The 26,241-nt window shown below is 64.7% G+C and carries 29 protein-coding genes and 1 tRNA gene; 14 read left to right on the top strand and 16 right to left on the bottom strand.

Features of this window, described 5'->3' with window-relative positions; genetic code table 11:
- Nucleotides 1-73 precede the first annotated feature (73 nt).
- From LB555_RS28585 to LB555_RS28595, 3 genes are all read left to right on the top strand, one after another.
- The gene (locus tag LB555_RS28585) at nucleotides 74-1,987 is read left to right on the top strand and encodes a potassium transporter Kup (protein ID WP_224684316.1); all 1,914 of its coding nucleotides are present in this window, start codon (nucleotides 74-76) and stop codon (nucleotides 1,985-1,987) included.
- Between the two features lie 194 nt (nucleotides 1,988-2,181).
- Nucleotides 2,182-4,101, top strand: a complete 1,920-nt coding sequence (locus LB555_RS28590) for a potassium transporter Kup (protein ID WP_224684317.1) — start codon at nucleotides 2,182-2,184, stop codon at nucleotides 4,099-4,101.
- Between the two features lie 38 nt (nucleotides 4,102-4,139).
- Nucleotides 4,140-5,180, top strand: a complete 1,041-nt coding sequence (locus LB555_RS28595) for an SDR family oxidoreductase (RefSeq protein WP_224684318.1) — start codon at nucleotides 4,140-4,142, stop codon at nucleotides 5,178-5,180.
- Nucleotides 5,181-5,215: 35 nt separating this feature from the next.
- On the opposite strand, the gene LB555_RS28600 is transcribed toward LB555_RS28595, so the two are convergent.
- A complete protein-coding gene (locus LB555_RS28600; protein ID WP_224684319.1) occupies nucleotides 5,216-6,106 on the bottom strand; it encodes an SDR family oxidoreductase in 891 nt (296 codons plus the stop codon).
- A gap of 135 nt (nucleotides 6,107-6,241) precedes the next feature.
- Here LB555_RS28600 and LB555_RS28605 point away from each other — a divergent pair, with 135 nt between their 5' ends.
- Together LB555_RS28605 and LB555_RS28610 are read left to right on the top strand one after the other, a co-directional pair.
- Nucleotides 6,242-6,652 carry a winged helix-turn-helix transcriptional regulator gene (locus LB555_RS28605; RefSeq protein WP_140724094.1) on the top strand — a complete coding sequence of 137 codons (411 nt, stop codon included), beginning with the start codon at nucleotides 6,242-6,244 and terminating at the stop codon, nucleotides 6,650-6,652.
- 53 nt (nucleotides 6,653-6,705) lie between these two features.
- Nucleotides 6,706-7,971, top strand: a complete 1,266-nt coding sequence (locus tag LB555_RS28610; protein ID WP_224684320.1) for an FAD-dependent oxidoreductase — start codon at nucleotides 6,706-6,708, stop codon at nucleotides 7,969-7,971.
- Here LB555_RS28610 and LB555_RS28615 read toward each other — a convergent pair.
- A complete protein-coding gene (locus LB555_RS28615; RefSeq protein WP_224684321.1) occupies nucleotides 7,919-8,656 on the bottom strand; it encodes a glutathione S-transferase family protein in 738 nt (245 codons plus the stop codon). The two genes, LB555_RS28610 and LB555_RS28615, sit on opposite strands and share 53 nt — an antisense overlap.
- 99 nt (nucleotides 8,657-8,755) lie before the next feature.
- Here LB555_RS28615 and LB555_RS28620 point away from each other — a divergent pair, with 99 nt between their 5' ends.
- The 3 genes from LB555_RS28620 (at nucleotide 8,756) to ilvC (ending at nucleotide 11,060) form a co-directional block, all read left to right on the top strand.
- Nucleotides 8,756-9,214: a MarR family winged helix-turn-helix transcriptional regulator gene (locus tag LB555_RS28620; protein ID WP_224684322.1), complete on the top strand. Its 459-nt coding sequence runs from the start codon at nucleotides 8,756-8,758 to the stop codon at nucleotides 9,212-9,214.
- A 148-nt stretch (nucleotides 9,215-9,362) separates the two neighbouring features.
- Nucleotides 9,363-10,016, top strand: a complete 654-nt coding sequence (locus LB555_RS28625) for a TetR/AcrR family transcriptional regulator (protein WP_224684323.1) — start codon at nucleotides 9,363-9,365, stop codon at nucleotides 10,014-10,016.
- A 24-nt stretch (nucleotides 10,017-10,040) separates the two neighbouring features.
- On the top strand, nucleotides 10,041-11,060 hold the full coding sequence (gene ilvC, locus LB555_RS28630; RefSeq protein WP_013531065.1) for a ketol-acid reductoisomerase: 1,020 nt from the start codon (nucleotides 10,041-10,043) through the stop codon (nucleotides 11,058-11,060).
- Between the two features lie 78 nt (nucleotides 11,061-11,138).
- Here ilvC and LB555_RS28635 read toward each other — a convergent pair whose 3' ends face one another.
- On the bottom strand, nucleotides 11,139-11,720 hold the full coding sequence (locus LB555_RS28635; RefSeq protein WP_224684324.1) for a BA14K family protein: 582 nt from the start codon (nucleotides 11,718-11,720) through the stop codon (nucleotides 11,139-11,141).
- A 189-nt stretch (nucleotides 11,721-11,909) separates the two neighbouring features.
- Between LB555_RS28635 and LB555_RS28640 the strand changes: the two genes are divergently transcribed.
- The 4 genes from LB555_RS28640 (at nucleotide 11,910) to LB555_RS28655 (ending at nucleotide 14,503) form a co-directional block, all read left to right on the top strand.
- Nucleotides 11,910-13,022, top strand: a complete 1,113-nt coding sequence (locus LB555_RS28640; protein WP_224684325.1) for an endonuclease/exonuclease/phosphatase family protein — start codon at nucleotides 11,910-11,912, stop codon at nucleotides 13,020-13,022.
- Nucleotides 13,023-13,028: 6 nt separating this feature from the next.
- Complete coding sequence (locus tag LB555_RS28645; protein WP_140822149.1) at nucleotides 13,029-13,745, top strand: hypothetical protein; 717 nt, start codon at nucleotides 13,029-13,031, stop codon at nucleotides 13,743-13,745.
- Nucleotides 13,746-13,826: 81 nt separating this feature from the next.
- A complete protein-coding gene (locus tag LB555_RS28650; RefSeq protein ID WP_140615778.1) occupies nucleotides 13,827-14,081 on the top strand; it encodes a FitA-like ribbon-helix-helix domain-containing protein in 255 nt (84 codons plus the stop codon).
- Nucleotides 14,078-14,503: a type II toxin-antitoxin system VapC family toxin gene (locus tag LB555_RS28655; RefSeq protein WP_224684326.1), complete on the top strand. Its 426-nt coding sequence runs from the start codon at nucleotides 14,078-14,080 to the stop codon at nucleotides 14,501-14,503. Before LB555_RS28650 ends, LB555_RS28655 begins: the two co-directional genes overlap by 4 nt.
- Nucleotides 14,504-14,563: 60 nt before the next feature.
- Here the strand turns inward: LB555_RS28655 and LB555_RS28660 are convergent, their stop codons facing one another.
- From LB555_RS28660 to LB555_RS28675, 4 genes are all read right to left on the bottom strand, one after another.
- The gene (locus tag LB555_RS28660; protein WP_140660980.1) at nucleotides 14,564-14,803 is read right to left on the bottom strand and encodes a hypothetical protein; all 240 of its coding nucleotides are present in this window, start codon (nucleotides 14,801-14,803) and stop codon (nucleotides 14,564-14,566) included.
- Nucleotides 14,804-14,934: 131 nt separating this feature from the next.
- The gene (locus LB555_RS28665) at nucleotides 14,935-16,152 is read right to left on the bottom strand and encodes an ABC transporter permease (protein ID WP_140615782.1); all 1,218 of its coding nucleotides are present in this window, start codon (nucleotides 16,150-16,152) and stop codon (nucleotides 14,935-14,937) included.
- Complete coding sequence (locus LB555_RS28670; protein WP_140714721.1) at nucleotides 16,149-16,856, bottom strand: ABC transporter ATP-binding protein; 708 nt, start codon at nucleotides 16,854-16,856, stop codon at nucleotides 16,149-16,151. The genes LB555_RS28665 and LB555_RS28670 overlap by 4 nt, the downstream gene beginning before the upstream one ends.
- 4 nt (nucleotides 16,857-16,860) lie before the next feature.
- The gene (locus LB555_RS28675; RefSeq protein ID WP_224684327.1) at nucleotides 16,861-18,147 is read right to left on the bottom strand and encodes an efflux RND transporter periplasmic adaptor subunit; all 1,287 of its coding nucleotides are present in this window, start codon (nucleotides 18,145-18,147) and stop codon (nucleotides 16,861-16,863) included.
- 101 nt (nucleotides 18,148-18,248) lie between these two features.
- On the opposite strand from LB555_RS28675, the gene LB555_RS28680 reads away from it, so the two are divergent.
- Together LB555_RS28680 and LB555_RS28685 are read left to right on the top strand one after the other, a co-directional pair.
- Entirely contained in the window at nucleotides 18,249-19,157 is a 909-nt protein-coding gene (locus tag LB555_RS28680; RefSeq protein WP_140660984.1) for a PhzF family phenazine biosynthesis protein, read from the top strand.
- Between the two features lie 106 nt (nucleotides 19,158-19,263).
- A tRNA-Lys gene (locus LB555_RS28685) sits at nucleotides 19,264-19,339 on the top strand.
- Nucleotides 19,340-19,412: 73 nt separating this feature from the next.
- Here LB555_RS28685 and LB555_RS29380 read toward each other — a convergent pair.
- From LB555_RS29380 to cbiE, 9 genes are all read right to left on the bottom strand, one after another.
- On the bottom strand, nucleotides 19,413-19,538 hold the full coding sequence (locus LB555_RS29380; RefSeq protein ID WP_263486421.1) for a hypothetical protein: 126 nt from the start codon (nucleotides 19,536-19,538) through the stop codon (nucleotides 19,413-19,415).
- Nucleotides 19,539-19,543: 5 nt separating this feature from the next.
- The gene (locus LB555_RS28690) at nucleotides 19,544-19,810 is read right to left on the bottom strand and encodes a hypothetical protein (protein WP_224684328.1); all 267 of its coding nucleotides are present in this window, start codon (nucleotides 19,808-19,810) and stop codon (nucleotides 19,544-19,546) included.
- Between the two features lie 89 nt (nucleotides 19,811-19,899).
- Complete coding sequence (gene cobT / locus LB555_RS28695; RefSeq protein ID WP_224684329.1) at nucleotides 19,900-20,910, bottom strand: nicotinate-nucleotide--dimethylbenzimidazole phosphoribosyltransferase; 1,011 nt, start codon at nucleotides 20,908-20,910, stop codon at nucleotides 19,900-19,902.
- Between the two features lie 38 nt (nucleotides 20,911-20,948).
- The gene (gene cobS / locus LB555_RS28700; RefSeq protein WP_224684330.1) at nucleotides 20,949-21,725 is read right to left on the bottom strand and encodes an adenosylcobinamide-GDP ribazoletransferase; all 777 of its coding nucleotides are present in this window, start codon (nucleotides 21,723-21,725) and stop codon (nucleotides 20,949-20,951) included.
- A 4-nt stretch (nucleotides 21,726-21,729) separates the two neighbouring features.
- A complete protein-coding gene (locus LB555_RS28705; protein ID WP_224684331.1) occupies nucleotides 21,730-23,043 on the bottom strand; it encodes a cobyrinate a,c-diamide synthase in 1,314 nt (437 codons plus the stop codon).
- Nucleotides 23,040-23,858: a uroporphyrinogen-III C-methyltransferase gene (gene cobA / locus LB555_RS28710; protein ID WP_224684332.1), complete on the bottom strand. Its 819-nt coding sequence runs from the start codon at nucleotides 23,856-23,858 to the stop codon at nucleotides 23,040-23,042. Before cobA ends, LB555_RS28705 begins: the two co-directional genes overlap by 4 nt.
- Nucleotides 23,855-24,619: a precorrin-4 C(11)-methyltransferase gene (gene cobM, locus LB555_RS28715; protein ID WP_224684333.1), complete on the bottom strand. Its 765-nt coding sequence runs from the start codon at nucleotides 24,617-24,619 to the stop codon at nucleotides 23,855-23,857. Before cobM ends, cobA begins: the two co-directional genes overlap by 4 nt.
- Nucleotides 24,616-25,002, bottom strand: coding sequence for a cobalamin biosynthesis protein (locus LB555_RS28720; protein ID WP_140660991.1), 387 nt, complete (start codon nucleotides 25,000-25,002; stop codon nucleotides 24,616-24,618). Before LB555_RS28720 ends, cobM begins: the two co-directional genes overlap by 4 nt.
- Nucleotides 24,999-26,240 carry a precorrin-6y C5,15-methyltransferase (decarboxylating) subunit CbiE gene (gene cbiE / locus LB555_RS28725; RefSeq protein ID WP_224684334.1) on the bottom strand — a complete coding sequence of 414 codons (1,242 nt, stop codon included), beginning with the start codon at nucleotides 26,238-26,240 and terminating at the stop codon, nucleotides 24,999-25,001. The genes LB555_RS28720 and cbiE overlap by 4 nt, the downstream gene beginning before the upstream one ends.
- Nucleotide 26,241 lies beyond the last annotated feature (1 nt).

Consider the following 26,241-nt stretch of genomic DNA (forward strand, 5'->3'; position numbering starts at 1 on the left):
GGCAGCCATCGCGTGCATTTGATATCGTATCGCAGCATGCATAAAGCACCGCGCGCTTATCGGAGAGTGGTCGATGGCCCTTGCCAATAGCGGGAGCGAAGCTGAAACCGTCGAGCAATCGAGCCATACCGGGGTCGAGCAGCACAGCACCAAGGTTCTCATGCTGGGCGCACTCGGCGTTGTCTATGGCGACATAGGCACAAGTCCGATCTACGCCTTTCGCGAGGCGCTTCACGCTTCGCCCGGCATCGATACGCGCGTTCACGTGCTTGGCGTGCTGTCGCTGATCGTCTGGGCGCTGACGATCATCGTGACCGTCAAATATGTTGCCTTCGTGCTTCGTGCCGACAACAAGGGCGAAGGCGGCACGCTGTCGCTGATGTCATTGGCACGCAGCGCCTATCCCAAAGGCGCTCGACTGATTCTGGTGATCGGTCTTTGCGGCGCGGCGCTGTTTTTCGGCGATTCGATCATAACGCCGGCCATCTCGGTGCTGTCGGCGGTCGAAGGCCTCACCGTGGTCACCCCAACGCTCGACGCCTATGTCGTGCCGATCACGCTGGTCATCCTTGCCATCCTGTTCTCCGTGCAACGCTTCGGCACGGGAAAGGTGGCGGCGGTGTTCGGGCCGGTGACGGCGCTGTGGTTCCTGGCCATCGGCGTTGCCGGCATCTATCACTTGATGGACGATCCATCGATCCTGCTTGCCATCAATCCCTATTACGCGGTCATTTATCTGGCCAGCACACCGACCGCCGCCTTTGTCACCGTCGGCGCCGTGTTCCTGGCGGTAACCGGGGCCGAGGCGCTTTATGTCGATCTCGGCCATTTCGGACGCAAGCCGATCGTGCTGGCATGGTTTTCCGTGGTTTTCCCCTGCCTGCTGCTCAACTATTTCGGGCAGGGCGCCTTTGTGCTCGCCAATGACGGAAAACCGACCAATCCGTTCTTCCAGATGCTGCCTGACTGGGCACTGATGCCGATGGTGGGACTTGCAACGGCCGCGACGGTCATTGCCAGCCAGGCGGTCATTTCAGGAGCTTTTTCGCTGACCCGCCAGGCGGTGCAGCTCAATCTTCTGCCGCGCATCGAGGTGCAGCATACCTCGGAAATGCAGTCCGGGCAGATCTACATGCCGCGCGTCAACCTGCTCATAGCAATGGGTGTGATGCTGCTGGTGGTCGGTTTCGGCAGTTCGAGTTCGCTGGCGTCCGCCTACGGCATCTCGGTGACCGGCGAAATGCTGATGACGACGATCCTGCTGTTCGTGGTGATGCGCAAGATGTGGAAATGGAAGCTGGCGCTCGCCCTGGCGCTGACCTTGCTGTTCGGCGTCATCGACAGCGGCTTCTTCCTGGCCAATGTCGTGAAGATCGTGGAAGGCGGCTGGGTCTCGATCACCGTTGCCTGCCTGATGGGACTGATCATGTGGACGTGGATACGCGGCACCCGCTATCTCTTCGACAAGACCCGCCGCAACGAAATCCCGCTCGATTTCCTCGCCGGCAATCTGCTGAAGAAGAAGCCGCAGCTGGTGTCCGGCACCGCGGTGTTCCTGACCAGCGATCCCTTGAGCGCGCCGACCGCCCTGATGCACAGCCTCAAGCACTACAAGGTGCTGCACGAGCAGAACGTCATCCTTTCGGTGGTGACCGCGCCGCAGCCCGTCGTGCCCGACAGCGAACGCGTCAAGATGGAGACGGTCAACGAGTTGTTCATGCGGGTGACGCTGACCTTCGGCTACATGGAACAGCCCAACATTCCGCGCGCGCTGGCGATCTGCCGCAAGCAGGGCTGGAAATTCGACATCATGACGACGTCGTTCTTCCTGTCGCGGCGGTCGCTGAAAGCCTCGCCCAATTCAGGAATGCCGGTGTGGCAGGACCGGCTGTTCATCGGCTTGGCGCGCTCGGCGGCCGACGCGACGGAGTATTTCCAGATACCCACAGGCCGCGTCGTTGAAATCGGCACGCAGGTCGCCATTTAACAGACACGTGCTCGCCGGCCCGCAGGTTTTGCCACAGGCCCGGACATGAGCCCGCGAATGTCGCATTGACCGGCATTCGCTCGAAGTCGCTCACAAGAAGCCGCGCGCTGCCAACATGAGTGCCATAACGTTACGGCACTTGATATTGCAGTGCAGCAAGCGTAGAGCACCGCGCGTTTATCGGAGTGTCGTACATGGCCCTTGCCAGTGCTGGTAGTGAGGCAGAACCCGTCGACCAATCGAGCCATCCCGAAATCGAGCAGCACAGCACCAAGGTGTTGATGCTGGGCGCGCTCGGCGTGGTCTATGGCGATATCGGCACCAGCCCGATCTATGCGTTCCGCGAGGCGCTGGTCGCGTCGTCGGGCGGGCAAGTTGCCGACCGTGGCGACATTCTTGGCGTTTTGTCGCTGATCATCTGGTCGCTGACGATCATCGTCACCATCAAATACATCATGTTCGTGCTGCGTGCCGACAATCGCGGCGAGGGCGGCGTGCTGTCGCTGATGGCGCTGGCGCGCGGCAGTTTTCCAAAGCGTTCGGCGCTGATGCTCGGCATCGGCATCGTCGGCGCCTCGCTGTTTTTCGGCGACGCCGTCATCACGCCGGCGATTTCGGTGCTGTCGGCGGTCGAGGGCATGAATGTCGTCACCCCCACCTTCCAGCCCTATGTCGTGCCACTGACGCTGGTCATCCTCGCCATGGTGTTCGCGGTTCAGCGTTTCGGCACCGGCGGCGTCGGTCTGGTCTTCGGCCCGGTGACCGCGATCTGGTTCCTGGCCATCGGCCTTTCCGGTCTCAAGCACATCATCGCCGATCCGGAGATCCTGTGGGCGGTCAGCCCGCACTATATCGTCGCCTTCCTGATCCATTCGCCCGATGTGGCTTTCGTCACCATCGGCGCCATCTTCCTTGCCGTCACCGGCGCGGAGGCGCTTTACGCCGATCTCGGCCATTTCGGCCGCAAACCCATCGTGCTCGCCTGGCTCTCGGTCGTGTTCCCCTGCCTGCTGTTGAATTATGCCGGGCAGGGCGCCTTCGTGCTGGCGAAGAACGGCGTGGTCGGCCATCCGTTCTTCGAAATGAACGAGGGTTGGGCACTGATCCCGATGGTGGTGCTGGCGACGGCGGCGACCGTCATCGCCAGCCAGGCGGTCATTTCAGGGGCTTTTTCGCTGACCCGCCAGGCGGTGCAGCTCAACATGCTGCCCAGGCTCCAAATCCTGCACACGTCGGAAAAGCAGTCCGGCCAGATCTACATGCCGCGCGTCAACCTGCTGCTGGCGCTGGTGGTGATGATGCTGGTGGTCGGCTTCGGCGAGTCCAGCAAGCTGGCCTCCGCCTACGGCATCTCGGTGACCGGCAACATGCTGGTGACGACGGTGCTGCTTTATGTGGTTATGACCCGTATCTGGAAGTGGAAGCTGTCGGTGGCGGTCCCGCTGACCGTGCTGTTCGCTTTCATCGATGTCGGCTTCTTCGCCTCCAACATCGTCAAGGTGTTCGAAGGCGGCTGGGCGTCGCTGGTGGTGGCCTTCACCATCGTGCTGGGCATGTGGACCTGGGTGCGTGGCAGCCGCTATCTCTTCGACAAGACCCGCCGCAACGAAATCCCGCTCGATTTCCTCGCCGGCAATCTGCTGAAGAAGAAGCCGCAGCTGGTGTCCGGCACCGCGGTGTTCCTGACCAGCGATCCCTTGAGCGCGCCGACCGCCCTGATGCACAGCCTCAAGCACTACAAGGTGCTGCACGAGCAGAACGTCATCCTTTCGGTGGTGACCGCGCCGCAGCCGGTCGTGCCCGACAGCGAACGCGTCAAGATGGAGACGGTCAACGAGTTGTTCATGCGGGTGACGCTGACCTTCGGCTACATGGAACAGCCCAACATCCCGCGCGCGCTGGCGATCTGCCGCAAGCAGGGCTGGAAGTTCGACATCATGACGACGTCGTTCTTCCTGTCGCGGCGGTCGCTGAAAGCCTCGCCCAATTCAGGAATGCCGGTGTGGCAGGACCGGCTGTTCATCGGCTTGGCGCGCACGGCGGCCGACGCGACCGAATATTTCCAGATCCCGACCGGACGTGTGGTAGAAATCGGCACGCAGGTGGCGATCTGACGAGTTGGATCGCCTCGGCCTGAACGGGGAGGCGGCCATTGGGCGGCGAATTGGTGCTTGTCACCGGCGGATCGGGTTTCCTCGGCGCGCACTGTATTCTTGCCCTGTTGAAGGCGGGCTATCGCGTGCGCACGACGGTGCGCGCCGCCAGGCGTGAAGCCGATGTTATCGCCATGCTCAAGGCCGGCGGCAGCGAGCCGGGCGACAGGCTTTCCTTTGCCATAGCCGACCTCATGGGCGATGCCGGCTGGCCCGACGCTGTCGCCGGCTGCGACTATGTCCTGCATGTCGCGTCACCATTTCCGCCCGGCGTGCCGAAGCATGAGGACGACCTGATCATCCCGGCTCGCGAAGGCGCGTTGCGCGTGCTCAGGGCGGCGCGAGATGCTGGCGTCAAACGCGTCGTGCTGACCTCGTCCTTCGCCGCCATCGGCTACGGCAAGATGCCGCCCGGCGGCCGGCCTTTCACCGAGGAGAGCTGGACCGATCCGACGGCCAAGGTCAGCGCCTATGTGAAATCGAAGACGCTCGCCGAGCGCGCGGCCTGGGATTTCATCGCCGCCGAGGGTGGCAAGCTGGAGTTGGCCGTGGTCAATCCTGTCGGCATTTTCGGACCAGTGCTCGGGTCCGACCATTCGACCTCCACCGAATTTGTTCAGCGCATGATGAACGGTGCGATGCCTGGGTTGCCGCGCCTGTCGTTCGGCGTGGTCGACGCGCGCGACGTGGCGGACCTGCATGTGCGCGCAATGACCAATCCCGCCGCCAGTGGCGAGCGCTTCCTGGCTGTTGCCGGCGATTTCATGACCGTGCGGGAGATCGCCCAGACGGCGAAAACGCGGCTCGGCGCGGCCGCCTCGCGGGTCACGACCCGGGAGCTTCCCGATTGGTTGGTGCGGGTGGTGGGGCTGTTCAACGCGGAAGCCGCGCAACTCGTGACGGAACTCGGCAAGGTCAAGAACGCCACCAACGCCAAGGCGGTGCGCATGCTCGGCTGGGCGCCGCGCTCGCGCGAGGACGCGCTGGCCGCCACCGCCGAAAGCCTGGTGCGGCTCGGGCTGGTCAAGACCCCGAAATAGCGCGGCGGGAGAAAGAACTTCCCGCCGCGCTGACATCAACCCGCCAGTGCGGCCTTGTTGGCCTCGAGGAACTGCTTCAGCGGTACCGATTTCGGACCGGAAAGTGTCTCGACCGAATCCGTTACCATGCCAAGGTCGCCGGCGCGCGTGGCGGCGTCGAAGGACACCAGGAGCCTGGCGATCGGCTCGGGAAGCCCGGCTGCCTTCATGCCTTCGGTCAGCGCTTCATCGGAGAGCTGGACGACCTGGATCGGCTTGCCTGTGACTTCGGTGACGAGCACGGCGACTTCGGCTGATGTGTAGGCCTCGGGGCCAGTCAGCGTGTAAGTCGTGCTTTCGGTGTTATCCGAAGCCAGCCCCGCAGCTATGGCCGCGGCGAGGTCGTCACGCGCGCCATAGGAAATCGCGCCGTCGGCCGCCGACGTATACCATTGGCCCGATGCGAGGATTTGCGGCATCGCCATGAACAGGTTCTCGTCGTACCAGCCGTTGCGGAAGATCGTGTAGGGAATGCCGCTGGCCTTGATCGCCTGCTCGGTGTCGTAATGATCGGGGGCAAAGAGCACGGCGGAACCGGGTTCGGTGTTGGGCAACGAGGTGTAAAGCAGGTGGCCAACGCCAGCCTGCCTGGCCGCCGCGACGGCGGCAAGCTGCTGCTCGCGCCGCTTTCCCCGGATCGCCAGCTCGTTGGTCGAAATGATGAGCGCCCGGTCGGCGCCCGCGAAGGCTTGGGCAAGCGAGGCCCGATCGTCGAAATCGGCCCCGCGAACGGTGACGCCGCGCGCCGACAGGTCGGCAAGATTGGCGGGCGTGCGGGTCGTGGCGATGATCCGGGCCGCCGGCACCTCGAACGTGTCCAGCAGATGGTTGATGACGCTGCGGCCGAGCTGGCCGGACGCGCCGGTGACGAGAAGAGTTGCGGTCATGGGGGATCCTGACATTGCGCCGGAAGGGCGGTTCGGGTGGTGGTCTCAAAAAGAGACCAGCACTAAAATAGGAATTGACCCGGTGCCGTAAAGAAGGCAGTTTTTGGGGAGGTAGGCACACGCAGGGAACCAGCCATGGACAGCCGGACCGTCAATCTGAAATCCAAACTCGAAGTCTACAAAGCGATGACCGACGGCGGAAACATTGCCGATTGCCCGGTCCGCGATGTCATCCAGGGACTCAATGGCAAATGGAGTTCGCTGCTGACGGCGGCGCTGGCCGAGCAGCCTTATCGCTTCGGCGAGCTGCGGCGGCTGGTTCCCGATATCTCGCAGCGCATGTTGACCCAGACGCTCTACGATCTGCAGCGCGACGGCTATGTGCGCCGCGAGGTGTTTCCGACCAAGCCGCCCAGCGTCGAATACAGCCTGACCGACCTTGGGCGATCGATGTTCGACGCTTTGCAGTGTCTGCTGCAGTGGGCCGAAAACAACCATGACGCAGTGCGTGGCGCGCGCACTGCCTTCGATTCGACGCAGGCTTGACCCACCGGGTAGCGCTCGGCGTCGCGACTTGATTTCATCCGGCGGCTGAAGGATTGTCCCGGCCAGTTCGGCTTGGGGGCAGCGGCATTTCCTACGATATCGCAATCGCCGGCGCTGGTCCGGCCGGGCTCGCCGCGGCGCTTTATCTCAAGCGCGCCGGCCACCGCGTCACCATCTTCGAGCGCTTCGAGGAACCGAGGCCGGTCGGCTCCGGGCTGATCCTGCAGCCGACTGGGCTGACGGTCCTCGCCGATCTCGGCCTGCTCGACGATATAATGGCGCTAGGCAGCAGGATCGATCGACTGCATGGGGTCGATGCGTCGAGCGGCCGCACCGTGCTCGATGTCCGCTACGATGCCCAGCGCGGCAACCGTTTCGGCCTGGCGGTACACAGGGCCGCCCTGTTCGGCGTACTCTTTCGCGCTGCCCGGCGCGAGGCGATCCCCATCGAGACCGGCGTCGAAATCGAGGCCCTGGAGACCGGCGAGCGGGCGACGCTGATCCGGGGCAACGGCCGAAGGGAAGGGCCGTTCGATCTAATTGTCGACGCCAGCGGCGCGCGCTCGAAGCTGCGGCGGTGCGCCGGTAGTGCCGAAGCGCCACGGCCACTCACCTATGGCGCGTTCTGGGCATCGCTCGGCTGGCGCGGCGAGGGCTTTGACGAGCACGCGCTTCTGCAGCGCTACGACAAGGCCAGCGTGATGATCGGCGTGCTGCCGATCGGGCGGCCCGAGCCGGGCGCCGAAAGGATGGCGGCCTTCTTCTGGAGCCTGAAACCGGCGGATGCCGATATAGTCCGCAGCTTCGGCATCGATGCCTGGAAGGAGCGGGTGGTGCGGCTGTGGCCGCAGGCCGAGGCGTTCACCAACCAGATCGACAGTTTCGACCAGCTTTCGCTGGCCCGCTACGGCCATCACACAATGAAGTTTCCGGTTGGCCGGCGGTTGGCGGTGATCGGCGACGCCGCCCATTCGACCAGCCCGCAGCTTGGCCAGGGCGCCAACATGGCGCTGCTCGACGCCGCGGCACTTAGCTATGCGCTGGCGCGAGCGGACGGCGTGGAGACAGCGCTGGAAGTCTATGCGCGAGCGCGGCGCCGGCATGTCAGGGTCTTTCAGGCACTGTCGCTGGCGTTCACGCCCTTCTATCAGTCGGATTCGGTGGCGCTGCCCTTCATCCGCGACAGGCTGGTGGCGACGATCGCCAAGATCCCGCCGGCGCCGCGGTTCCTGGCCTCCATGGTCGCCGGCACGGTGATCGATCCGTTCAGGCGGGCTGGGCTTGCCGAAGCTCTATGGCCGGATCGCCTTGCCGAATGAGGCTCGATAGAAAAGATCCCTTCGCCCGCAGGAAGGCATGCAGGCGCTGCGGATAGTCCGGCGCCACGGCCTGCCTGATCGACGGACGGTCACTCGACGCACTGCGCCAGGCCTGGACAAGCGGCTTGCCGTCAAGAATGCCGAAATCGCCGATCCGATCGAAGGCGTCCAGGTAGCGGAAGACCGGACCGTAAACGGCATCGACGAGGGAAAAGCGATTGCCAGCGAACCATGGCCCGCTCCGCCCGGCGCCGCCCGGCAGTTCAGCCTCAACACGGTCGAACATTGCCGACAGCGCGCTGGCTTCGGCGAGGAAGCCGGCCTCGCTCGGCGCTGAATAGAACCGGCCGATGGTGTTGAGGATGGCTGAGCCATAGTCGATCCAGGCGCGGTGCCGGGCGCGTGCATAGGGGTCGGCGGGGTGGAGGGGATTGGCCTGCGTTTCCTCGAGGAATTCGAGGATGACCGCGGATTCGAAGATTATCGTCTCGTCGCCATTTTGCCGTACGCGCAGCAATGGCACCTTGCCGAGCGGCGAGATCGCCTTGAACCAGTCCGGTTTGTCGGCAAGGTCGATGTCGATCCGCTCGAACGGCACGCCTTTCTCGGCCAGCGAAATCGCGGCGCGCTGGACATAGGGGCAGAGCGGATGGCTGACGAGAACAAGGGTGTCGGCGGGTTTCATAGGAATGTGCCTTTCGATATCGATGCAATTGCATTTATGTAGATGCAGTGCATTGAACGTCAAGCTTGATGCATCTGCATCTATCGCCTAGGGTGGGCCATGACCGAAAAAGCCAAGCCTTCGCCTGAAGCCATCAGGGCCTGGGCCCGCCTGATGCGGGTTTCGCGCCAACTGATGGAACGGGCCGAAGACGCGCTGAAGGAGGGCGGCCTGCCGCCGCTCGCCTGGTACGATGTGCTGCACGAGCTTGCCGAGGCGGGCGAGGGCGGCTTGCGGCCGTTTCAACTGATCGAACGCACCCTGTTCGCGCAGTACAACATCTCGCGGCTATTGGCTCGGCTCGAGGCCGACGGGCTGGTCGAGAAACTGCCGGTGGCCGACGACGGCCGTGGCCATCACATCCGCATCACGCCCAAGGGACGGGAGACGCGCCGCCGCATGTGGGCGATCTATGGCAGGTCGATCGAGGAGTTGGTTGGCGCGAAGCTGTCGTCGGATGAGCTGAGCACGGTCTCGGCACTGCTGGGCCGCCTGCGTCATCCGCCTACCGCGGACTGAGCTTGCGGACTGCGCGGCTGCGCGGACATCAGCGGATTTTTTCTTCTTTGCCCTTGCGCCGCTCACCGGATTGCGCAATATGCCGAACCGTAACGTACGGTACGGCAGGTCGAATTCACGCCCTGCCTTGTCCTTCCGAGGGAAGAGCGTGTTGCACAGCGTACCCGACATCGACAACAGCGCGGCGCTGACGGAGCGGCAGCAGGCCGTCCTGGACGCGGCTTTGCGGCTGTTGGTCGAGGAGGGCGATCACCTGACCATGACCGCGGTGGCGCGTCGCGCGAGCTGCTCGAAGGAGACGCTCTACAAATGGTTCGGCGATCGCGATGGGCTCTTGACGGCGACTGTGCAATGGCAGGCCTCGAAAGTGCGGGTGGCTTCGGTCGACGGCAAGGGGCTTGACCTTGCCTCGCTTACGGCGAGCCTGGAGCGCTTTGCCTCCGACTGGTTGAAGGTGATCTCCAGCGATACGTCGATCGCCCTCAATAGGGTGGCGGTCGGCCATGCCGGTTCGGGGAAGGACAATCTCGGCGCCGTCGTGCTGGAGAATGGGCGCTTTGCGCTGGCCAAGCGGCTGAAGCCGGTGCTGGAGGCCGGCCGGCAGACCGGCCTCCTTGAATTTACGGATGCCGAGACGGCGTTCCGTACCTTTTTCGGGCTGGTTGGCCGGGACGTGCAGATCCGCCTGCTGCTCGGCGACCGGATGGAATTGACTGAGGCGGCGATCGGCGGCGACGCCGTCCGCGCGACGCAGCAGTTTCTCGCTCTTTTCGGAGCAAAAAACGGGCCTCAGGGCTTTTGATCTTCAAAACGGGAAGGAAGTAAAATGCGTGTCTATTACGATCGTGATGCCGATCTCAACCTGATCAAGGGCAAGAAGGTCGCCATCATCGGCTATGGCAGCCAGGGCAGGGCGCATGCGCTCAACCTCAAGGATTCCGGCGCCAAGGAGATCGCCATCGGTCTCAAGGCCGGCTCGGCGACCGCCAAGAAGGTCGAGGCCGACGGGCTCAAGGTGATGAGCGTCGCCGACGCCGCCAAATGGGCCGATCTGATGATGATGGCGACGCCCGACGAATTGCAGGCCGACATCTACAAGAACGAAATCGCGCCGAACATCCGCGACGGCGCCGCGATCGCTTTCGCGCACGGCCTCAACGTGCATTTCGGCCTCATCGAGCCGAAGTCGACCGTCGACGTCGTCATGATCGCGCCAAAGGGCCCGGGCCACACGGTGCGCGGCGAATACCAGAAGGGCGGCGGCGTGCCGTGCCTGGTCGCCGTCAACCAGGACGCCTCGGGCAACGCGCTCGATCTCGCGCTTTCCTACGCCTGCGGCGTTGGCGGCGGCCGTTCGGGCATCATCGAGACCAATTTCCGCGAGGAATGCGAGACCGACCTGTTCGGCGAGCAGGTCGTGCTGTGCGGCGGCCTGGTCGAACTGATCCGCGCCGGCTTCGAGACGCTGGTGGAAGCCGGCTATGCGCCGGAAATGGCCTATTTCGAGTGCCTTCACGAGGTCAAGCTGATCGTCGACCTGATCTATGAAGGCGGCATCGCCAACATGAACTACTCGATCTCTAACACCGCCGAGTGGGGCGAATATGTCTCGGGTCCGCGCATCATCACCGCCGAGACCAAGGCCGAGATGAAGCGCGTGCTGAAGGACATCCAGACGGGAAAGTTCACCTCGGAATGGATGCAGGAATACCGCGCCGGCATGTCCCGCTTCAAGGGCATCCGCCGCAACAACGACAGCCACCAGATCGAGGAAGTCGGCGCCAAGCTGCGCGCCATGATGCCGTGGATTTCCAAGAACAAGCTGGTCGACAAGGCCAAGAACTGAGGATCCACGCTTCGCGATCAATAACGAAAACGGCGCCACGTGGCGCCGTTTTCATTTCTGGTATCAGCCGCAGGCAGCTCAACTATAGGGCGACCAGCATTGCTGGCGCGGGCCATTATAGGGTTGGAACGTGTTGTCGTAGGCGCGATACGAGCGGTAGCGGTTGTAGCACCATTGCACATGCGCGTTCGACAGCCGGCCGGCGCGATAATAGCGGCGCGGCGCCGGCGCATAGTACTCGTAGTTGTTGTAGTTGTTGTACATGCTGCCGAGGCCGAGCCCCAGGCCGAGACCGAGGACCGCCGCAGCGCCATCATCGTAGTAGCGTCCGCCACGATAATGATGGCGGCCATGGCGCCAGCGCCAGTTGTCGCCGCGGTTCCAGTTGCCACCACCGTTCCAGTGGCGGCCGCTCCAGTTGCCTCCGCCATTCCAATGGCGGCCGTTCCAATTGCCTGACCGGCGCCATCTCCAATCGCCGCCGTTGTTTCCGCCAGCCCAGCCCTCGCGGACCGGGATGACCGTCGGCGCGGCGGTGCTGGCCGGGATCGACACATCCGGCTGCAGAATCGGCGCGGCAGCGGATGGCGCCGTGATGCCGGAGACAATACCGAGCGCTATCAGCCCGGATTTGACAGTGGAAGAAAAGAGCGCGTTCATTGCACTTCTCCAAGAGAACAGGCCCCACGCCTACCCTGGGAATGGGCTTACCGTGGACCTTTGCGTCTGAACGGCGGATGAACGGAAAGGTTCCGTCAACCATGGCGTGAAACCCACCGGGACCAAGGGATCCCTGCTTGTGGTCCTGCGATCTTGTTTTCCGCCGCTCTTGCAGGCAAAGGTCAGCGCATGTCGCTGCGCCTTGCCACCTTCAATGTCGAGAACCTGATGAACAGGTTCGATTTTTCCGGCTTTCGCAACCAGCTCAATGAGGATCGCACGTTGGCGCTCTTCGATATCCAGAGCGAGGCCGAATACAAGATGCTGGAACAGGCGCGCGCCATCGCGCAATCCGACGACACGCGCCAGCTGACGGCGTTGGCGATTGCCGCCGCCCGTGCCGACATCATCTGCATGCAGGAGGTCGACAACATCGAGGCCTTGAAGGCCTTCGAGTACGGCTATCTGTTCAAGATGGTGGGGCAGGGCTACCGCCAGAAATACACCACGTCGGGCAATGATTCGCGCGGCATCGATGTCGCGGTGATGATGCGCAACGAGACCGCGCAGGGACAGCCGATCGAATTCGTGCGCATGAGCAGCCACGCCTATGTCACCTACGAGCAGTTCGGGTTGCATACGCCCGAGCTGGCGGCCCTCGGCAACCAGCCCAATGAACGCATCTTCCGGCGCGACTGCCTGGAGGTCGACATCAAGGTGGGCGGCGCGCCGATGACGCTCTATCTCGTGCACTTCAAGTCCATGGGCTCTCCCCGCAACGGGCTCGACGGACGCGAGGCGACGATGCCGGTGCGCATCGCGGAGGCGCAAGCCGTGCGGCGCATCATCGAGGAGCGTTTCGGGGCGGAGCACGCGGCCGACAAGCGTTGGGCGATCTGCGGCGACATGAACGATTACCGCCAGCGGGTGAAGATCGCCGGCGATGAGGTCGACGGCTACCGTTTCGAGGTGGTCGACGAGAACCTGTCCTGCATCAATGTGCTGACGGCGGGCGGCTTCTGTGAAAATGTGGTCGAGCGGCGGCCGGAAATGAACCGCTGGACCTTCTATCACACACGCGGGCCTCAAGAGCGGCATCTGTGCCAGCTCGACTATATCCTGCTGTCGAAGGGGCTGGCGGCGAAGAACGCCACCGCAGTTCCCGACATCATCCGCAATGGCCAGCCCTGGCGCACGATCTTTCCCGCGGGCCAGGAAGTCGAGCGCTTCCCGCGCGCCGGCTGGGATCGGCCCAAGGCTTCGGACCACTGCCCGGTGGCGATCACGCTGGACATGGCCTGAGCCGACATGAGTTTTGATCTTCCGCGCAATGTCATCCTGCCGGTCGATGCCATCGATGTCCGTCTCGATCCCGGCCCGCATCCCTTCGCGGTGGAGAATGCCGCGGTGATTGCCGAGAACTGGCGGGGCGAGATCGAGGCCAATCCGGCGCTGTTCGACGGCATTGTGGTGCTGCTTTCCGAGCTTGCCTATCGCGACCGCAGCCTTATCGGCCGCTGCCATGCGGTCAATTACTCGACCTTCATGCTGTGGCGGAAGCGGCGCGAGAATTCCGGCGCCGAACACGCCTATGCCCATGCCGTGCTGGTGGCCGGGGACAACGCTCTGGTGGCGATCCGCATGGGACCGCGAACCGTCAGTGCCGGCCGGGTCTATTTCGCCGCCGGTTCGTTCGAGCCGATCGATTTCCGCGACGGTCTCGTCGATGTCGATTTCAACATGATGCGCGAGGTGCGCGAGGAGACCGGTATCGACCTGTCGGATGCCAGGCGTGGTGTGCGCTGGCACGCTCTGTCGACGGCAAGCGGCACCGTCATCTTCCGCCGCTATCACGTCGACGCGCCCGCCGATGAGATCGCGCGCCGAATCTCGGCCTTCGTCGCCACCGAAGCCGACCCGGAGATCGAGGGGCCGGTGATCATCCGCCATGCCGGCGACCTGCCGGACGGCCTGTCGCCGCACATGAAGCCGCTGATCGAGTGGCATTTCGCGCGCGCAGACTAATATCGATGCGTACTGGTTGCATCTGATAGCAGATTTGCTATGTTGATAGCAGTGACATCATTGCAGATTGGAATGATATCGATGAGCGCCGTCACGATCCGCAATTTGCCAGAGGAAACGCTCCGCGCCTTGAAGGTGCGGGCTGCGCATCACGGCCGCAGCACTGAAGCCGAGATGCGTGAAATCCTGGAAACGGCCGTGCGGCCGGCCAATCGGGTCAAGCTCGGCTCGCTGCTCGCCGCCATCGGCCGCGAGGCCGGATTGTCGCAAGAGGATGTCGATACCTTGCAGCAGCTCCGCGACAAAACACCGGGCGAGCCGGTGCGGTTCGAATGATCCTCATCGACACCAGCGTCATGTTTGAGCCATGGAGACCTGCACCCGATGCTCGCGTCATCGCGTGGATCGACGCCCAGGCCGTCGAAACCCTATATCTTTCGGCCGTCACCGTGGCTGAGTTGCGTTTCGGGATCGCGGCCATGCCTTCCGGCAAGCGCCGCACGACCCTGCATGATCGTCTTGAGCAGGACGCGTTGCCGTTGTTTGCAGGCCGCATTCTGCCGTTCGACCTCGACGCGTCGCGCGCCTATGCCGACCTCATGGTACAGGCGCGTGCCGCAGGCAAGGCGATCGGCAACGCCGACGGTTATATCGCGGCGACGGCCGTAGCGCACGGTCTCACTGTCGCCACACGTGACACCGGTCTATTCGCGGCCGCCGGTTTGAACATCGTCAATCCGTGGGAAAGCGCGTCGTAGCCCCGCCTGCCACTGAAACCGTACGTCGGTGCCGCGATCATATCGTGGAGCGGCCAGGCCCTATGATGTCTTGCTTTTGAGTGCCTTGCGGTCGTTGCGCGCGGCGGCGAAGAACAGGATGAAGCCGATACCCAGCAACCCACCCATGGCCATTCCCATCGTCTGGCCAACGACCGCCTGGAAATCGGCGGTGACGCGATCGGGATTGGTCATGCCGTAGCGGGCGAGATACCACCAGATGCCTGCAAGGGCGGCCTCGATGATGATCATCACCAGGATCACGCGCGCCTTCTTGCTCATCAGCTGCTCCTCGACCAGATATGCCTTGGCATAACATCGCCAACACAGTGACGATAGGTTGGGCAAGGCGGAAACGTCGAAGGTTGTGTAAAACCGGCCCGGAGTGCCGGACGCCCTCGCAGCTTGCCCTTTTACTCGTGACGCAAGGCGTCGATCGGATCGAGCCTGGCGCCGCGCAGCGCCGGGAAGAAGCCGAACACCATGCCGATCAGCGCGGAGAAGCCGACGGCAAGCAGAATGACGGCCGGGCTTGGCGCGAAAGGTATGGTCAGCGTCACCGAGGCAAGGCCGGCCAGCGCCAGCCCAATCAGGATGCCGATGATGCCGCCAAGCAGCGACAGCACCGTCGCCTCGACCAGGAACTGGATGAGGATGTGCTTTTCATGCGCGCCGATGGCGAGCCTGATGCCGATCTCGCGCGTGCGTTCGGTGACCGACACCAGCATGATGTTCATGATGCCGATGCCGCCGACCAGCAGGCTGACACCGGCGACCGCGCCCAGCATGCCGGTCATCGTCGTGGTGGCGCTGGCCATGGCGTCGGCGATCTGGGTCATGTCGCGGATGCCGAAATCGCTCTCGCGATCGGGCGTGATGCGGCGCGCATCGCGCAAGATGTCCTCGACGCGCGGCTGCAATTCGGTGGTCGGCGTGCGGTCGTCGGCGGCGATGTAGATGTTGTCGATGTCGCGATTGCCGGCGATGCGGCGCTGATAGGCGGCGAGGGGCATCAGCACGACATTGTCCTGGTCCTGGCCGAAGCCGGTGTAGCCTTTCGGCTCGAGCAGCCCAACGATCCTGCAGGAGGTGCGGTTGACGCGGATGATCTCGCCCTCGGGATCGCCGGCGCCGAAGAATTGCTGGCGCACCGTCTCGCCGATCAGGCACACACCGGTGCCGGAGCGGGTTTCGGAATCGCTGAACGGTCGGCCGGACACCAGCTTCCAGTCGCGTGCGTCGAGATAGGCGCTGTCGGTGCCGGTGACGCCAGAGGTCAGGCTCTCGGTGCCGAAGATGACGCGCACCTGCTTCTGCGCCGCCGGCGAGATGGCGCGCGCACCGGTGAGATGCGCAACCAGCGCCGCCAGATCCTTTTCCGCCAGCGGCCGCACCGCCTGGTCGAGCCCGCCCGGACCGCCGGGGCCGGCCGGGCGCCCGGCTCGGACGACCAGAAGATTGCTGCCGAGCTTGGAAATGTCGGACTTGACCTTTTGCGTAGTGCCGGAGCCGATGGTCAGCATGGCAATGACGGCGGCAACGCCGATGACGATGCCGAGCAAGGTCAGGAACGAGCGCAGCACGTTGCGGCGGATCGAGCGCAGCGAGAGGCGGACGGTTTCCCAGATCATGCCACCTCCATATTCATGGTGTCGGAGGCGACATGGCCGTCGAGGAAGCGGATGGTACGCTCGGCATATTCGGCGACATCGGCTTCGTGGGTGACCATGGTGACGGTCAGGCCAAGCTCTTTGTTCAGACGCGTCAGCAGCTCCATGATCTCATGCGTGCGTGCGGTGTCGAGATTGCCGGTCGGCTCGTCGGCGACGAGCAGCGTCGGCCTGGTGACGATGGCGCGTGCGATCGCCACGCGCTGCTGCTGGCCGCCGGAGAGTTCGGCCGGCGTGTGATGCTCGCGGCCGACAAGGCCGACCTCGGCCAGCGCCTGCATGGCGAGGTCGCGGCGCTCGCGGGCGGCGACACCACGATAGATCAGCGGCAGTTCCACATTTTCGGCCGCGGTGGTGCGTGCCAGCAGATTGTAGCCTTGGAAGACGAAGCCGACATAGAGGTTGCGCAGCATGGCGCGGCGGTTGCGGTCGAGCCGGCCGGCATCGACGCCCATGAAGGAATAGGTTCCGGCCGTAGGCGTGTCGAGGCAACCGATGATGTTCATCGCCGTCGACTTGCCGGAGCCCGATGGGCCCATGATGGCGACGAATTCACCGCGCCGGATGGCAAGGTCGACTCCGGCCAGCGCATGCACCTTGGCTTCGCCCTGGCCGTAGCTCTTCCAGACCTTGTCGAAGGTGATGAGGGGGGCGCCCGCGGCCACTGCCTCAGCTCCGCGACTGCGAAGCGGTGATGATCTGCGCGCCTTCCTCCAGGCCGGAGGTGATCTCGGTCAGTTCGCCATCGGTCGAACCGATCTTGACGTTGACCGGATGCGGGCGGCCGTTCTCCAGCACATAGAGCGTGCGGGAACCATCGGTCGGGGCCTTCGCCACCGGGCGCTGGCGATTGCCGCGGCCCATGCGGCCGGTGAACAGGTCGCTCAGGCTCCAGCCGCGCGCCGCTTGCTGCGCCGGGCGATAGCGGAAAGCGGACGAGGGCACGGTGAGCACGCCCTTGGCTTCCCTCGTGACCACAGAAACGGTGGCGGTCATGCCGGGCCGCAGCAGCAACTCGTTGTTGTCGACTTCGAGCCGCGCATTGTAGGTGACGACGCCGTCCGTCGTGACCGAGGCATAGGAGATGTCGCGGATTTTGGCATCGAACGGCCGCTCCGGGAAGGCGTCGACGGTGAAACGGGCATGCTGGCCCGACTTGACCGCGCCGATATCGGCTTCGTCGACCGCCGCCACCAGTTCCATGTTCCTCAAATCGGCGGCGATGATGAACAGCACCGGCGCCTGCAGCGAGGAAGCGACCGTCTGGCCGGGGTCGACTGAACGCGTCAGCACGATGCCGTCGATCGGCGCGTAGATGGTGCTGTTGGCAAGGTCGGTCTGCTGCGACTTGAGATCGGCATTGGCGATGGCGAGATTGGCCTCGGCGCTATCGAGTGCCGCCTTGGAACGGTCGCGCGTCGCCGTCGCCGCCTCGAGCGACTGGTCGGTTGCCATGCCACGCTTGGTCAGGGCCGCGGCGCGGACAAGCGCACTCTCGTTCTCGGCGAGCGTCACCCTGGCGTCCTCCACATTGGCGGCCGCTCCCTTAGCGGACGCTTCGGCGCGTTCGATCTGGACCTGCAGCTTGGCGGTGTCGAGGGCCGCCAGCACGTCGCCCTTCTTCACCTGCTGGTTCTCGTTGACCGCGACCGAGCGTATGATGCCTGAGAGCTGGCTTGATATGTCGACCTGGGTGAGCGGCTGCAGCGTGCCTGTCGCCGACACCTGGACTGTGAGGTCGGCCTTGGCGGCCGGCACCGTGGTGTAGTCAATCCTGGTCGGCGTGCCCGCATACCATTGATAGAGGCCAAGGCCGGCGGCAAGCACGATGAGGGTCAGCAACGCATAGAGCCAGCCACGCCGGCGCGTCCTGCGCCGACCGGTCTGGTCGAGCCCAAGCGCCGTCTCGATGGCGGAATCCGATTCCGTCTTTGGCTGATTGACAATCTGGTCCACGTCGGACCCCTATGATGCGTAATGTCCCTGTCTGTGCACAGATCAGGCTTACCGGTTCGAATATCAAATTAAATTTCGCCCATGTTGGGATTGAGGCAGGGATGCAAACCCGGAATTACTTGCTTTACGATGTGTTTACGACCGAGCGACTGGCCGGCAACCCGCTGGCCGTGGTGTTGGATTGCAAAGGTCTGGACACGGCAGCGATGCAGGCCATCGCGCGCGAGTTCAACCTGTCCGAATCGGTTTTCGTGTTGCCGCCGGACAATCCCAAGCACCGCAACCGCATCCGCATCTTCACGCCCGATTATGAAATGCCATTCGCCGGCCATCCGACGGTGGGCTCGGCCATCGCGTTGGCCGAACTGGCGGGCGAGGGCGGCGCCGGCATCTTCGTGCTTGAAGAGAACATCGGCCCGGTGCGTTGCGCGGTCAGCACGCATGATGGCGCCACCTTCGCCGAGTTCGACCTGGCGAAACTGCCGGAGCCGCTGAAGCTGGAGGCCGATCCGGAGGCGATCGGCGCTGCCCTTGGCCTGGCGCCGCACGAGATCGGCTTCGAGAATCACCGCATCGCCTTCTGGTCGGCCGGCGTGCCCTATGTGACCATTCCTGTCGCCAATCTCGAAGCGGCGGGCCGCATCCGGCTGGACAACCAGGCATGGTCGGAACTGGCGCCGCGCAAGAGCGAGTGGGCCTTCGCCAGCCCGTACGTCTATTGCCGCGAGACGGTGAACCACGAAAGCGCTTTCCATGTCCGCATGATCGTTCCCGGCACGCCTTCCTATGAGGACCCGGCGACCGGTTCGGCAGCGGCGGCCTTCGCCGGCGCCATCATGCATTTCGACGGCCCGACGGACGGGGTTTCGCAGCTATGGATCGAACAGGGACTGGAGATGGGCCGGCCGTCGCGCATCCGCCTCGAACTGACCGTGCAAGGCGGAAAACTGGCGTCCGCGCGCATTGGCGGGCATGCGATCAAGGTGGCGGAAGGCAAGCTTTTCGCCTGATTGGAGAGAGCCCCGGTCGATTTGTCGGGAAATGATTCCAGCAGGGCTGGACAGGACCGGTATCGGCGGCTATATGCCCGCCAACGCCGGTTTTTGCCGGCCGAGTGGGTGCGTAGCTCAGTTGGTAGAGCAGCTGACTCTTAATCAGCGGGTCCACAGTTCAATCCTGTGCGCACCCACCAAATTCCTAGAAGACTTGGTGGAAAGACCCTGAAGGCAAGAGGCGTTTGGCGCGTCTCGCACCGCAATGGCCGTTCACTGCGCCGCTTTGCCAATACTGGCCTTGAACTTGACCTTCATGGCGATCTGCCCGGTCACCGTCATCTGCGATCCCGCAGCGCCTCCCATGCTGCGATCCCTGGCATTGACGTTCGTGGTCACGCTGGTTACTCGCACGTGTCGGCGACGGCATCGAGCACCATGGCGAAACTGGCGGCAGCGACCTTGTAGAACGAACGCAGCGCGGTTTGCTGCTGTGTGGCGACATCCTCTTCGTCCTTGACCGGAAGGGTCATGGTCAGGCTGGACTGGACCTTGGCCAGCCCATCGTCGCCCGTGTGCCGGAAGCAGCCGTTCTCATCGACATACTGCGAAAAAGCTGGCGCAGCAGTGCCGAAAAGCAGTGCAATGACAGGTATCGCCTTCAAATACATCGCCTGATCTCCGCATGAGATCCACTGATCTCATGTAACAATCAAACGACGTTATTATTTTGGCTCAATCACGTTAAAAGTTTGACCGATTATTTCTCCGAAACTCCAGCCTCGGCAAAGCTTGCCATCCCTGCATGGCACTCCAGCGCCGAGCGGACGATGTTGACGGCGAGGCAGGCGCCGGAGCCTTCGCCGAGCCGCATGCCGAGATCAAGCAGCGGCGGCATTGCGAGCGCTTCGAGCAGGCCGCGATGACCCGATTCGGCTGAGACGTGGGCGGCGATCGTGTGCGCAAGGCCGGTCGGGTGCAGCTTCGCCAGCGGCGCGGCGGCGGCGGTGCAGACGAAGCCGTCGAGCAGCACGGGTATGCCGAGATGACGGGCGGCGAGCGTGGCGCCGAAGATGGCGGCGAGTTCGCGCCCGCCGAGGCTGGCAGCGACCCCCAACGGGTCGGCAAGGGCCGCGGCGTGGCGCTTCAGGCCGGCTTCGATGGCGACCACCTTGCGCTTCAGGCCGGCATCGTCGACGCCAGTGCCGCGCCCGGTCCACTTTTCGGCGCCGCCGCCGAACAAGGCAGCCGAAATGGCAGCGGCGGGCGTCGTGTTGCCGATGCCCATTTCGCCAAAGCAGACCAGGTCGAGGTCTTTCGTCACGGCGTCATAGCCCGCCGAGACAGCGGCGAGGAAGGCCTTCTCATCCATTGCCGGCACTTGCGTGAAGTCACCGGTGGGATGGTCGAGATCAAGCGGGATGACGTCGAGTTCCGCGCCGGCGATGCGGGCGAGCTGGTTGATGGCGGCACCGCCGCCGGCAAAATTCGCCACCATCTGCACGGTGACTTCGGAGGGGTAGGCCGACACGCCCTGCGCGGTGACGCCGTGGTTGCCGGCGAAGACGAAGACTTTCACGCGGTCGAGCCTTGGCATGTCGCGGCCTTGCCAGCGCGCCAGCCAGGCGGCGATCGCTTCGAGTTTGCCGAGGCTGCCTTGCGGCTTGGTCAGCGTGTCCTGGCGGCGAGCGACGGCACTGGCGGCCACTTCGCTGCCGGCAGGCAGGTCGAGGCAGGCGGCGCGCAGTTCATCGAGGGATTTGAAGGGCATGGGGGCAATGTCTCCGGAAGGGAATCAGGTCAAGGGGGTCAGGAAAGGGCGACGGAAGCGACGAGAAGCACCGCGATTTCGCTCAACTGCTGCAAGGCGCCAACCGTGTCGCCGGTCTGGCCCTCGATCTGGTTGAGGCAAAGGGCGTGGAAGGCGGCAAAGAACAGGCCGAGCAGGATGAGCGCGGCAATGGCGCCGCCAAGCCCGAGCAGGAGCAGTGGTATCGCGCCGAGCACGGCTCCGGCTATTGCCGTTTCGAGCGAAACGGTGCCGGCGCCAGCCGACAGGCCGTCGGACCGCGCCGGTGGCAAGAGATGCATGAAGGCGCCGAGCACGCCACGCGAGGCTGCGTGCGCCGCCACGAGCGCAAACAGAGCCTGTGTGGGTTCCACCACTTGCGACAGCGCGCTCCAGCGGATCAGCAGCGACAGCGCCAGCGCCATGGCGCCATAAGCGCCGATGCGGCTGTCGCGCATGATCTCGAGCTTGCGGCCGCGCGACTTGCCGCCACCGAAGCCGTCGGCAACGTCCGACAATCCATCCTCGTGCAGGCAGCCCGTGGTAGCCACGGTTGCAACAAGGGCAAGGGCAGCCGCCGGCCCAATGGCAAGGCCAAAGCGTTCCGCCGTGGCAAAAACGATGGCGCCGATCAGGCCGACGACAAGGCCGGCAATGGGGGCGGCCCAGATCGCGGCGGCGAGGTTGCGGCCGCGAAAATCAAACACGGGCAGCGGCAGGCGGGTGAAGAAGACCAGGCAAAGCGCGATGTCGTCGAGGACTTGCCGGGGCGACAGGGTGATTTTCGGGAGCTTCATGGCCCTAGCTCCTCGCAATCGCATGAAAGAAGGTGCCGCTGACGTGGCCGCGCCGGTAGCCTGAGGCGCCGAGCGGATTGCCCTGGCCATCGGCAAGGTCAGCCAGCGGCTCGTCATTGCCGGTGGCCGTCATCTGCGCATAGTGGAATTCGTGACCCCGGATCAGCGCGCCCTGCGAACCCAGCGGGCAATCGGCACGCAGCCGAGCCTCGCGGTAGCCAAGATTCATCTTGCGCCTGGCGAAGCTGGTGGAATGGCCGAGCAGGCCGAGCATGCGATGCGTTTCGCCTGATGCATCCTCCATCGCTTCACCAAGCACCATGAAGCCACCGCATTCGCCATGGATCGGCTTTGTCGTGGCGAAACGTGCCATCCCCGCATGGAAATTCGCGGCGGCCGTGAGTTTGCCGGCATGAAGCTCGGGATAGCCGCCGGGCAGCCAGCAAACATCGCAATCCTCGTCCGGCGCTTCGTCGGCGAGCGGCGAGAACGGGACGATTTCCGCGCCGGCCTTGCGCCAATAAGCGGCGACATGCGGGTAGAGGAAGGTGAAGGCGGCATCCTCGGCAAGCGCGATGCGTTGACCGGGCGGCCGCAGCGCGTAGGCGAAGGAACCTGCTGCCGGGGCGAAGGGCGTTGCCAGGGCCATGACCGCGTCGAGGTCGAGCGACTTCTCCGCCGTGTCGGCGAGCCGGTCGAGATGCGCCATCAGGTCGTCATATTCGCCGGCCTGGACGAGGCCGAGATGGCGCTCGGGCAAATTGAGCGAGGGGTCGCGCAAAATAGCGCCGACGACGGGCAGGCCGATCGCCTCGATGGCGTCGCCGGACAGCTTCCGATGGCGCTCGCTGCCCAGCCGGTTGAGCACGACGCCGGCCATGCGCACATCCGGGTCGTACGTGGCAAAACCCTTGGCGACGGCCGCCGCCGTCGTCGACTGGCCTGACACGTCGAGCACCAGCAGCACCGGCAGACCGTAGAGCCGGGCCAGATCGGCAGCCGAACCGGTGCGGCCAGGCGAGGCCGGGATGCCGTCGAACAGGCCCATGGCGCTTTCGAGGATGACGAAATCGGTGTCGTCGGCCGCTTGCGCGGCGAGCGCATTGAGCAGCGGCGGCGACATCGCCCAGCTGTCGAGATTGACGCCGGACAGGCCGGTGGCGGCGGTGTGGAAGCCGGGGTCGATATAGTCGGGGCCGGACTTGGCGCCGCGCACTTTCAGGCCACGCCGGGTGAGTGCGCGCAGGATGCCGATGGTGACGCTGGTCTTGCCCGAACCGGAGCGCGGCGCGCCGACGATGATCGCCCGGGCCGTCATGCCCCGCCCGCCAGTGCCGCGCGCATGGCGACGATGCCGCCGACGACGATCAATGCCGGCGAGGCGAGCCCGGCCGCCGCCGCTGCCTCGGCAATGGTGGCGAGCGTGGCGACGACGGTCCTTTCCTGCGGCGTCGTCGCGGCGACGATCACGGCCGCCGGTGTCGATGGCGCCAGTCCACCGTCGAGCAGGGCGGCTGCTATGAGAGGCAGATTGGCCATGCCCATATAGACGACGACTGGCTGGCCGGTACGGGCGATCGCCGCCCAGTCGAGATCGTCATCGGTGCCGGCGGCGTGGCCGGTCGCCAGAATGACAGCCTTGTTGATGCCGCGCATGGTGGCGGGAATGCCGGTGGCGGCGAGCGCGCTCAGACCCGAGGTGAGGCCTGGCAGGACGCGGAACGGGATGTTCTCACGCGCCAGCGCCAGCGCCTCTTCGCCGCCACGGCCGAAAATATAGGGATCGCCGCCCTTCAGCCTGATGACGCGGCGGCCTTCACGCGCCAGCCGCACCAGCAGAGCGGTGATGTCATCCTGCTTCATCGAGGGCTTGCCGCCGCGTTTTCCCGCAAAGAAAAGCTCGGCATTTCCGGCAACAGCAACCACATCGGGCGAAACCAGCGCGTCGTAGACCAGCGCATCCGTCTCGGCCAGTGCCGCCAGCACCTCCAGCGTCAGGCAGCCGGGATCGCCGGGACCGGCGCCGGCCAGCCAGACATGCCCCGGCTCGAGCGGACGCGGCTTGAAGTTCAGCCGTGCGAGCGCCTGTTCGAGTGTGGCGTTTTCGCCGTTATTTCCAGTGCTGGCGCTCACAATCCGTCCCGTCCGCGAAAACGCCGCTGGTAATGGGCGTCGTACAATGAACTCTCGCCGAAATCTTGTGCCGCCAGCGAGCGGCCGACGAAAATGAGCGCTGTACGCTCCATCGGATCGGCCGCCAGTTGTGCCTCGATGGATTCCAGCGTGCCGGTCATCACGCGTTCGTCCGGCCACGAGGCGCGGAAGACGATCGCCACCGGGCAATCGCCGCCATAGTGCGGCGTCAGCTCGGCGACGACACGGTCGATGGCGTGGATGGCAAGGTGGATGGCCAGCGTGGCGCCGGTGCGGCCGAAACCGGCCAGGGTTTCGCCCGGCGGCATTTTCGACGCGCGTCCGGAAACGCGGGTCAGCACCAGGCTTTGCGCGACTTCGGGGATGGTCAGTTCGCGTCGAAGTGCGGCGGCGGCGGCCGCGAAGGAAGGGACGCCCGGCGTCAGCGTGTAGGGGATGCCATGCTTTTCCAGCCGGCGGATCTGCTCGGCCACGGCACTCCACACCGACAGGTCGCCGGAATGCAGGCGGGCAACATCATGGCCGGCCATGTGGGCTGCCACATATTCAGCCTCGATCTCTTCGAGCGACATCGGCGCGGTGTCGACCAGCTTCGTTCCCGGCGCGCAATGCTGCAGCAGTTCCGGCGCGACGATGGAGCCGGCGTGGAGGCAGACCGGGCAACTCGCCAGGAGCCTTGCGCCACGCAGCGTGATGAGGTCCGCCGCACCTGGGCCGGCGCCGATGAAATGGACGGTCATGGCGCGTCTCCGCTGATGGCGATGGCGCAGGTGACCGGACCGAGCACGGTGCGGGACCCAAGCAGCGTCGCGCCTTTGCCGGCGACGGCAAGGGCGGAGGCTTCCGAGACCGATGACGTGCCCGCCAGCTCCCGCGAGAGGCTGGAGCTGCTGAGCGTCCCCGGCGAGGCGGCCTGAAGGGCTGCGTCGTCGACGATAATGACGGGAAGGTTCAGCTTGCGACCGGCGGCGGCGATGGCGTCTTCATCCTTCTTGAGCGCCGCGGTCGCCAGTGCCGAAAGAGCTGTCATCGCCAGGCCATGCGTTTCGAGCGCGGTTTCTATGGCCGCGAGCACGTCTTCGACGGTGACGCCCCTTCGGCTGCCGATGCCCGCGACCATCATGGCTTCACCCAGCTCCATTGCGTGACGGGCATGGCCGGCCGCCATGCCTGCATGGAGCCGACCGGCGAAGCGCGGGAGATGCCGATGCGGGTGAGGTCGCCGCCGCGCCTTGTGTGCTGGGCGAGGAGCAGGGCTTCCATTTCCAACGTCACCGCGTTGGCGACAAGACGGCCGCCGGCGCGCAAGGCTCTGATGGCGGCATTCATGACGCCGGCGTCGCTGCCGCCGCCGCCGATGAAGATGGCATCAGGTGTCTCCAGTCTGGCCAGGGCCTTGGGCGCGCTGCCTTCCACAATGACGAGGCCGGGAACGCCGCAGGCGACGGCGTTATGGGCGATGCGGGCGGCGCGGGACGGGTCGACCTCGATGGCGATGGCGCGCAGCGAAGGGTGGGCGAGCATCCATTCGATGCCGATCGAGCCCGAGCCGGCGCCGACATCCCACAGCAATTCGCCCCGCCTCGGCGCCAGCGCCGACAGGGTGATAGCGCGGATTTCCCGCTTGGTGATCTGGCCGTCATGCTCGAACAGATGGTCGGCGAGGCCTGCCGTGAGCGACAGCACGCGCGCCTGCGGGGCCGAATCAATTTCGATGGCCAGGACATTGAGCGGATTGATGTTTTCGAGGTCGAAGGCATCGGCGCGAACCGAGCGCAATGTCTCCTTCGGCCCGCCCAACGCTTCTAGCACCGTCAGCCGCGAAGTGCCGAAGTCGAGTTCGGCGAGCAGGCGGGCAACCGCCGCCGGAGCGAAGCCATCGGATGTCAACGCCAGGATGCGGGCGTTGGGCTGCAGCAGTGGGCGGATCAGGTCGATCGGGTGGCCGTGCAGTGAGACGGTCTCGATATCCTGTAGCGCCCAGCCAAGCCGCGCCGCGGCCAGCGACAACGCCGACGGCGCTGGTATGACGTGCATCTCGCGCGGCTTGACCTTGCGGGCGAGGGTGGCGCCGACCCCGTGGAAGAACGGGTCGCCGGAGGCGAGCACGCAGACGTTCCTACCGGCAAGCGCCAGGACGTCGGCCATCCGGGCATCGAAAGGAACCGGCCAGGGACGCGGCTTGCCCTTGGCGAAGGAAGCGACGAGCGCCAAGTGCCGCTTGCCGCCGAAGATGAACTCCGCCTCGGCGATCCGCCGCTTGGCCTCGTCGCCGAGACCCGCTAAACCGTCCTCACCGATGCCGACGATTGTGAGCCATCTCGGGTTGGGCTTGGCGGCGCGGGGACCCTCAGCAGGCATG

This window comes from Mesorhizobium sp. BR-1-1-10 (genome assembly GCF_020165595.1).
Classification (GTDB): Bacteria; Pseudomonadota; Alphaproteobacteria; order Rhizobiales; family Rhizobiaceae; genus Mesorhizobium; species Mesorhizobium australicum.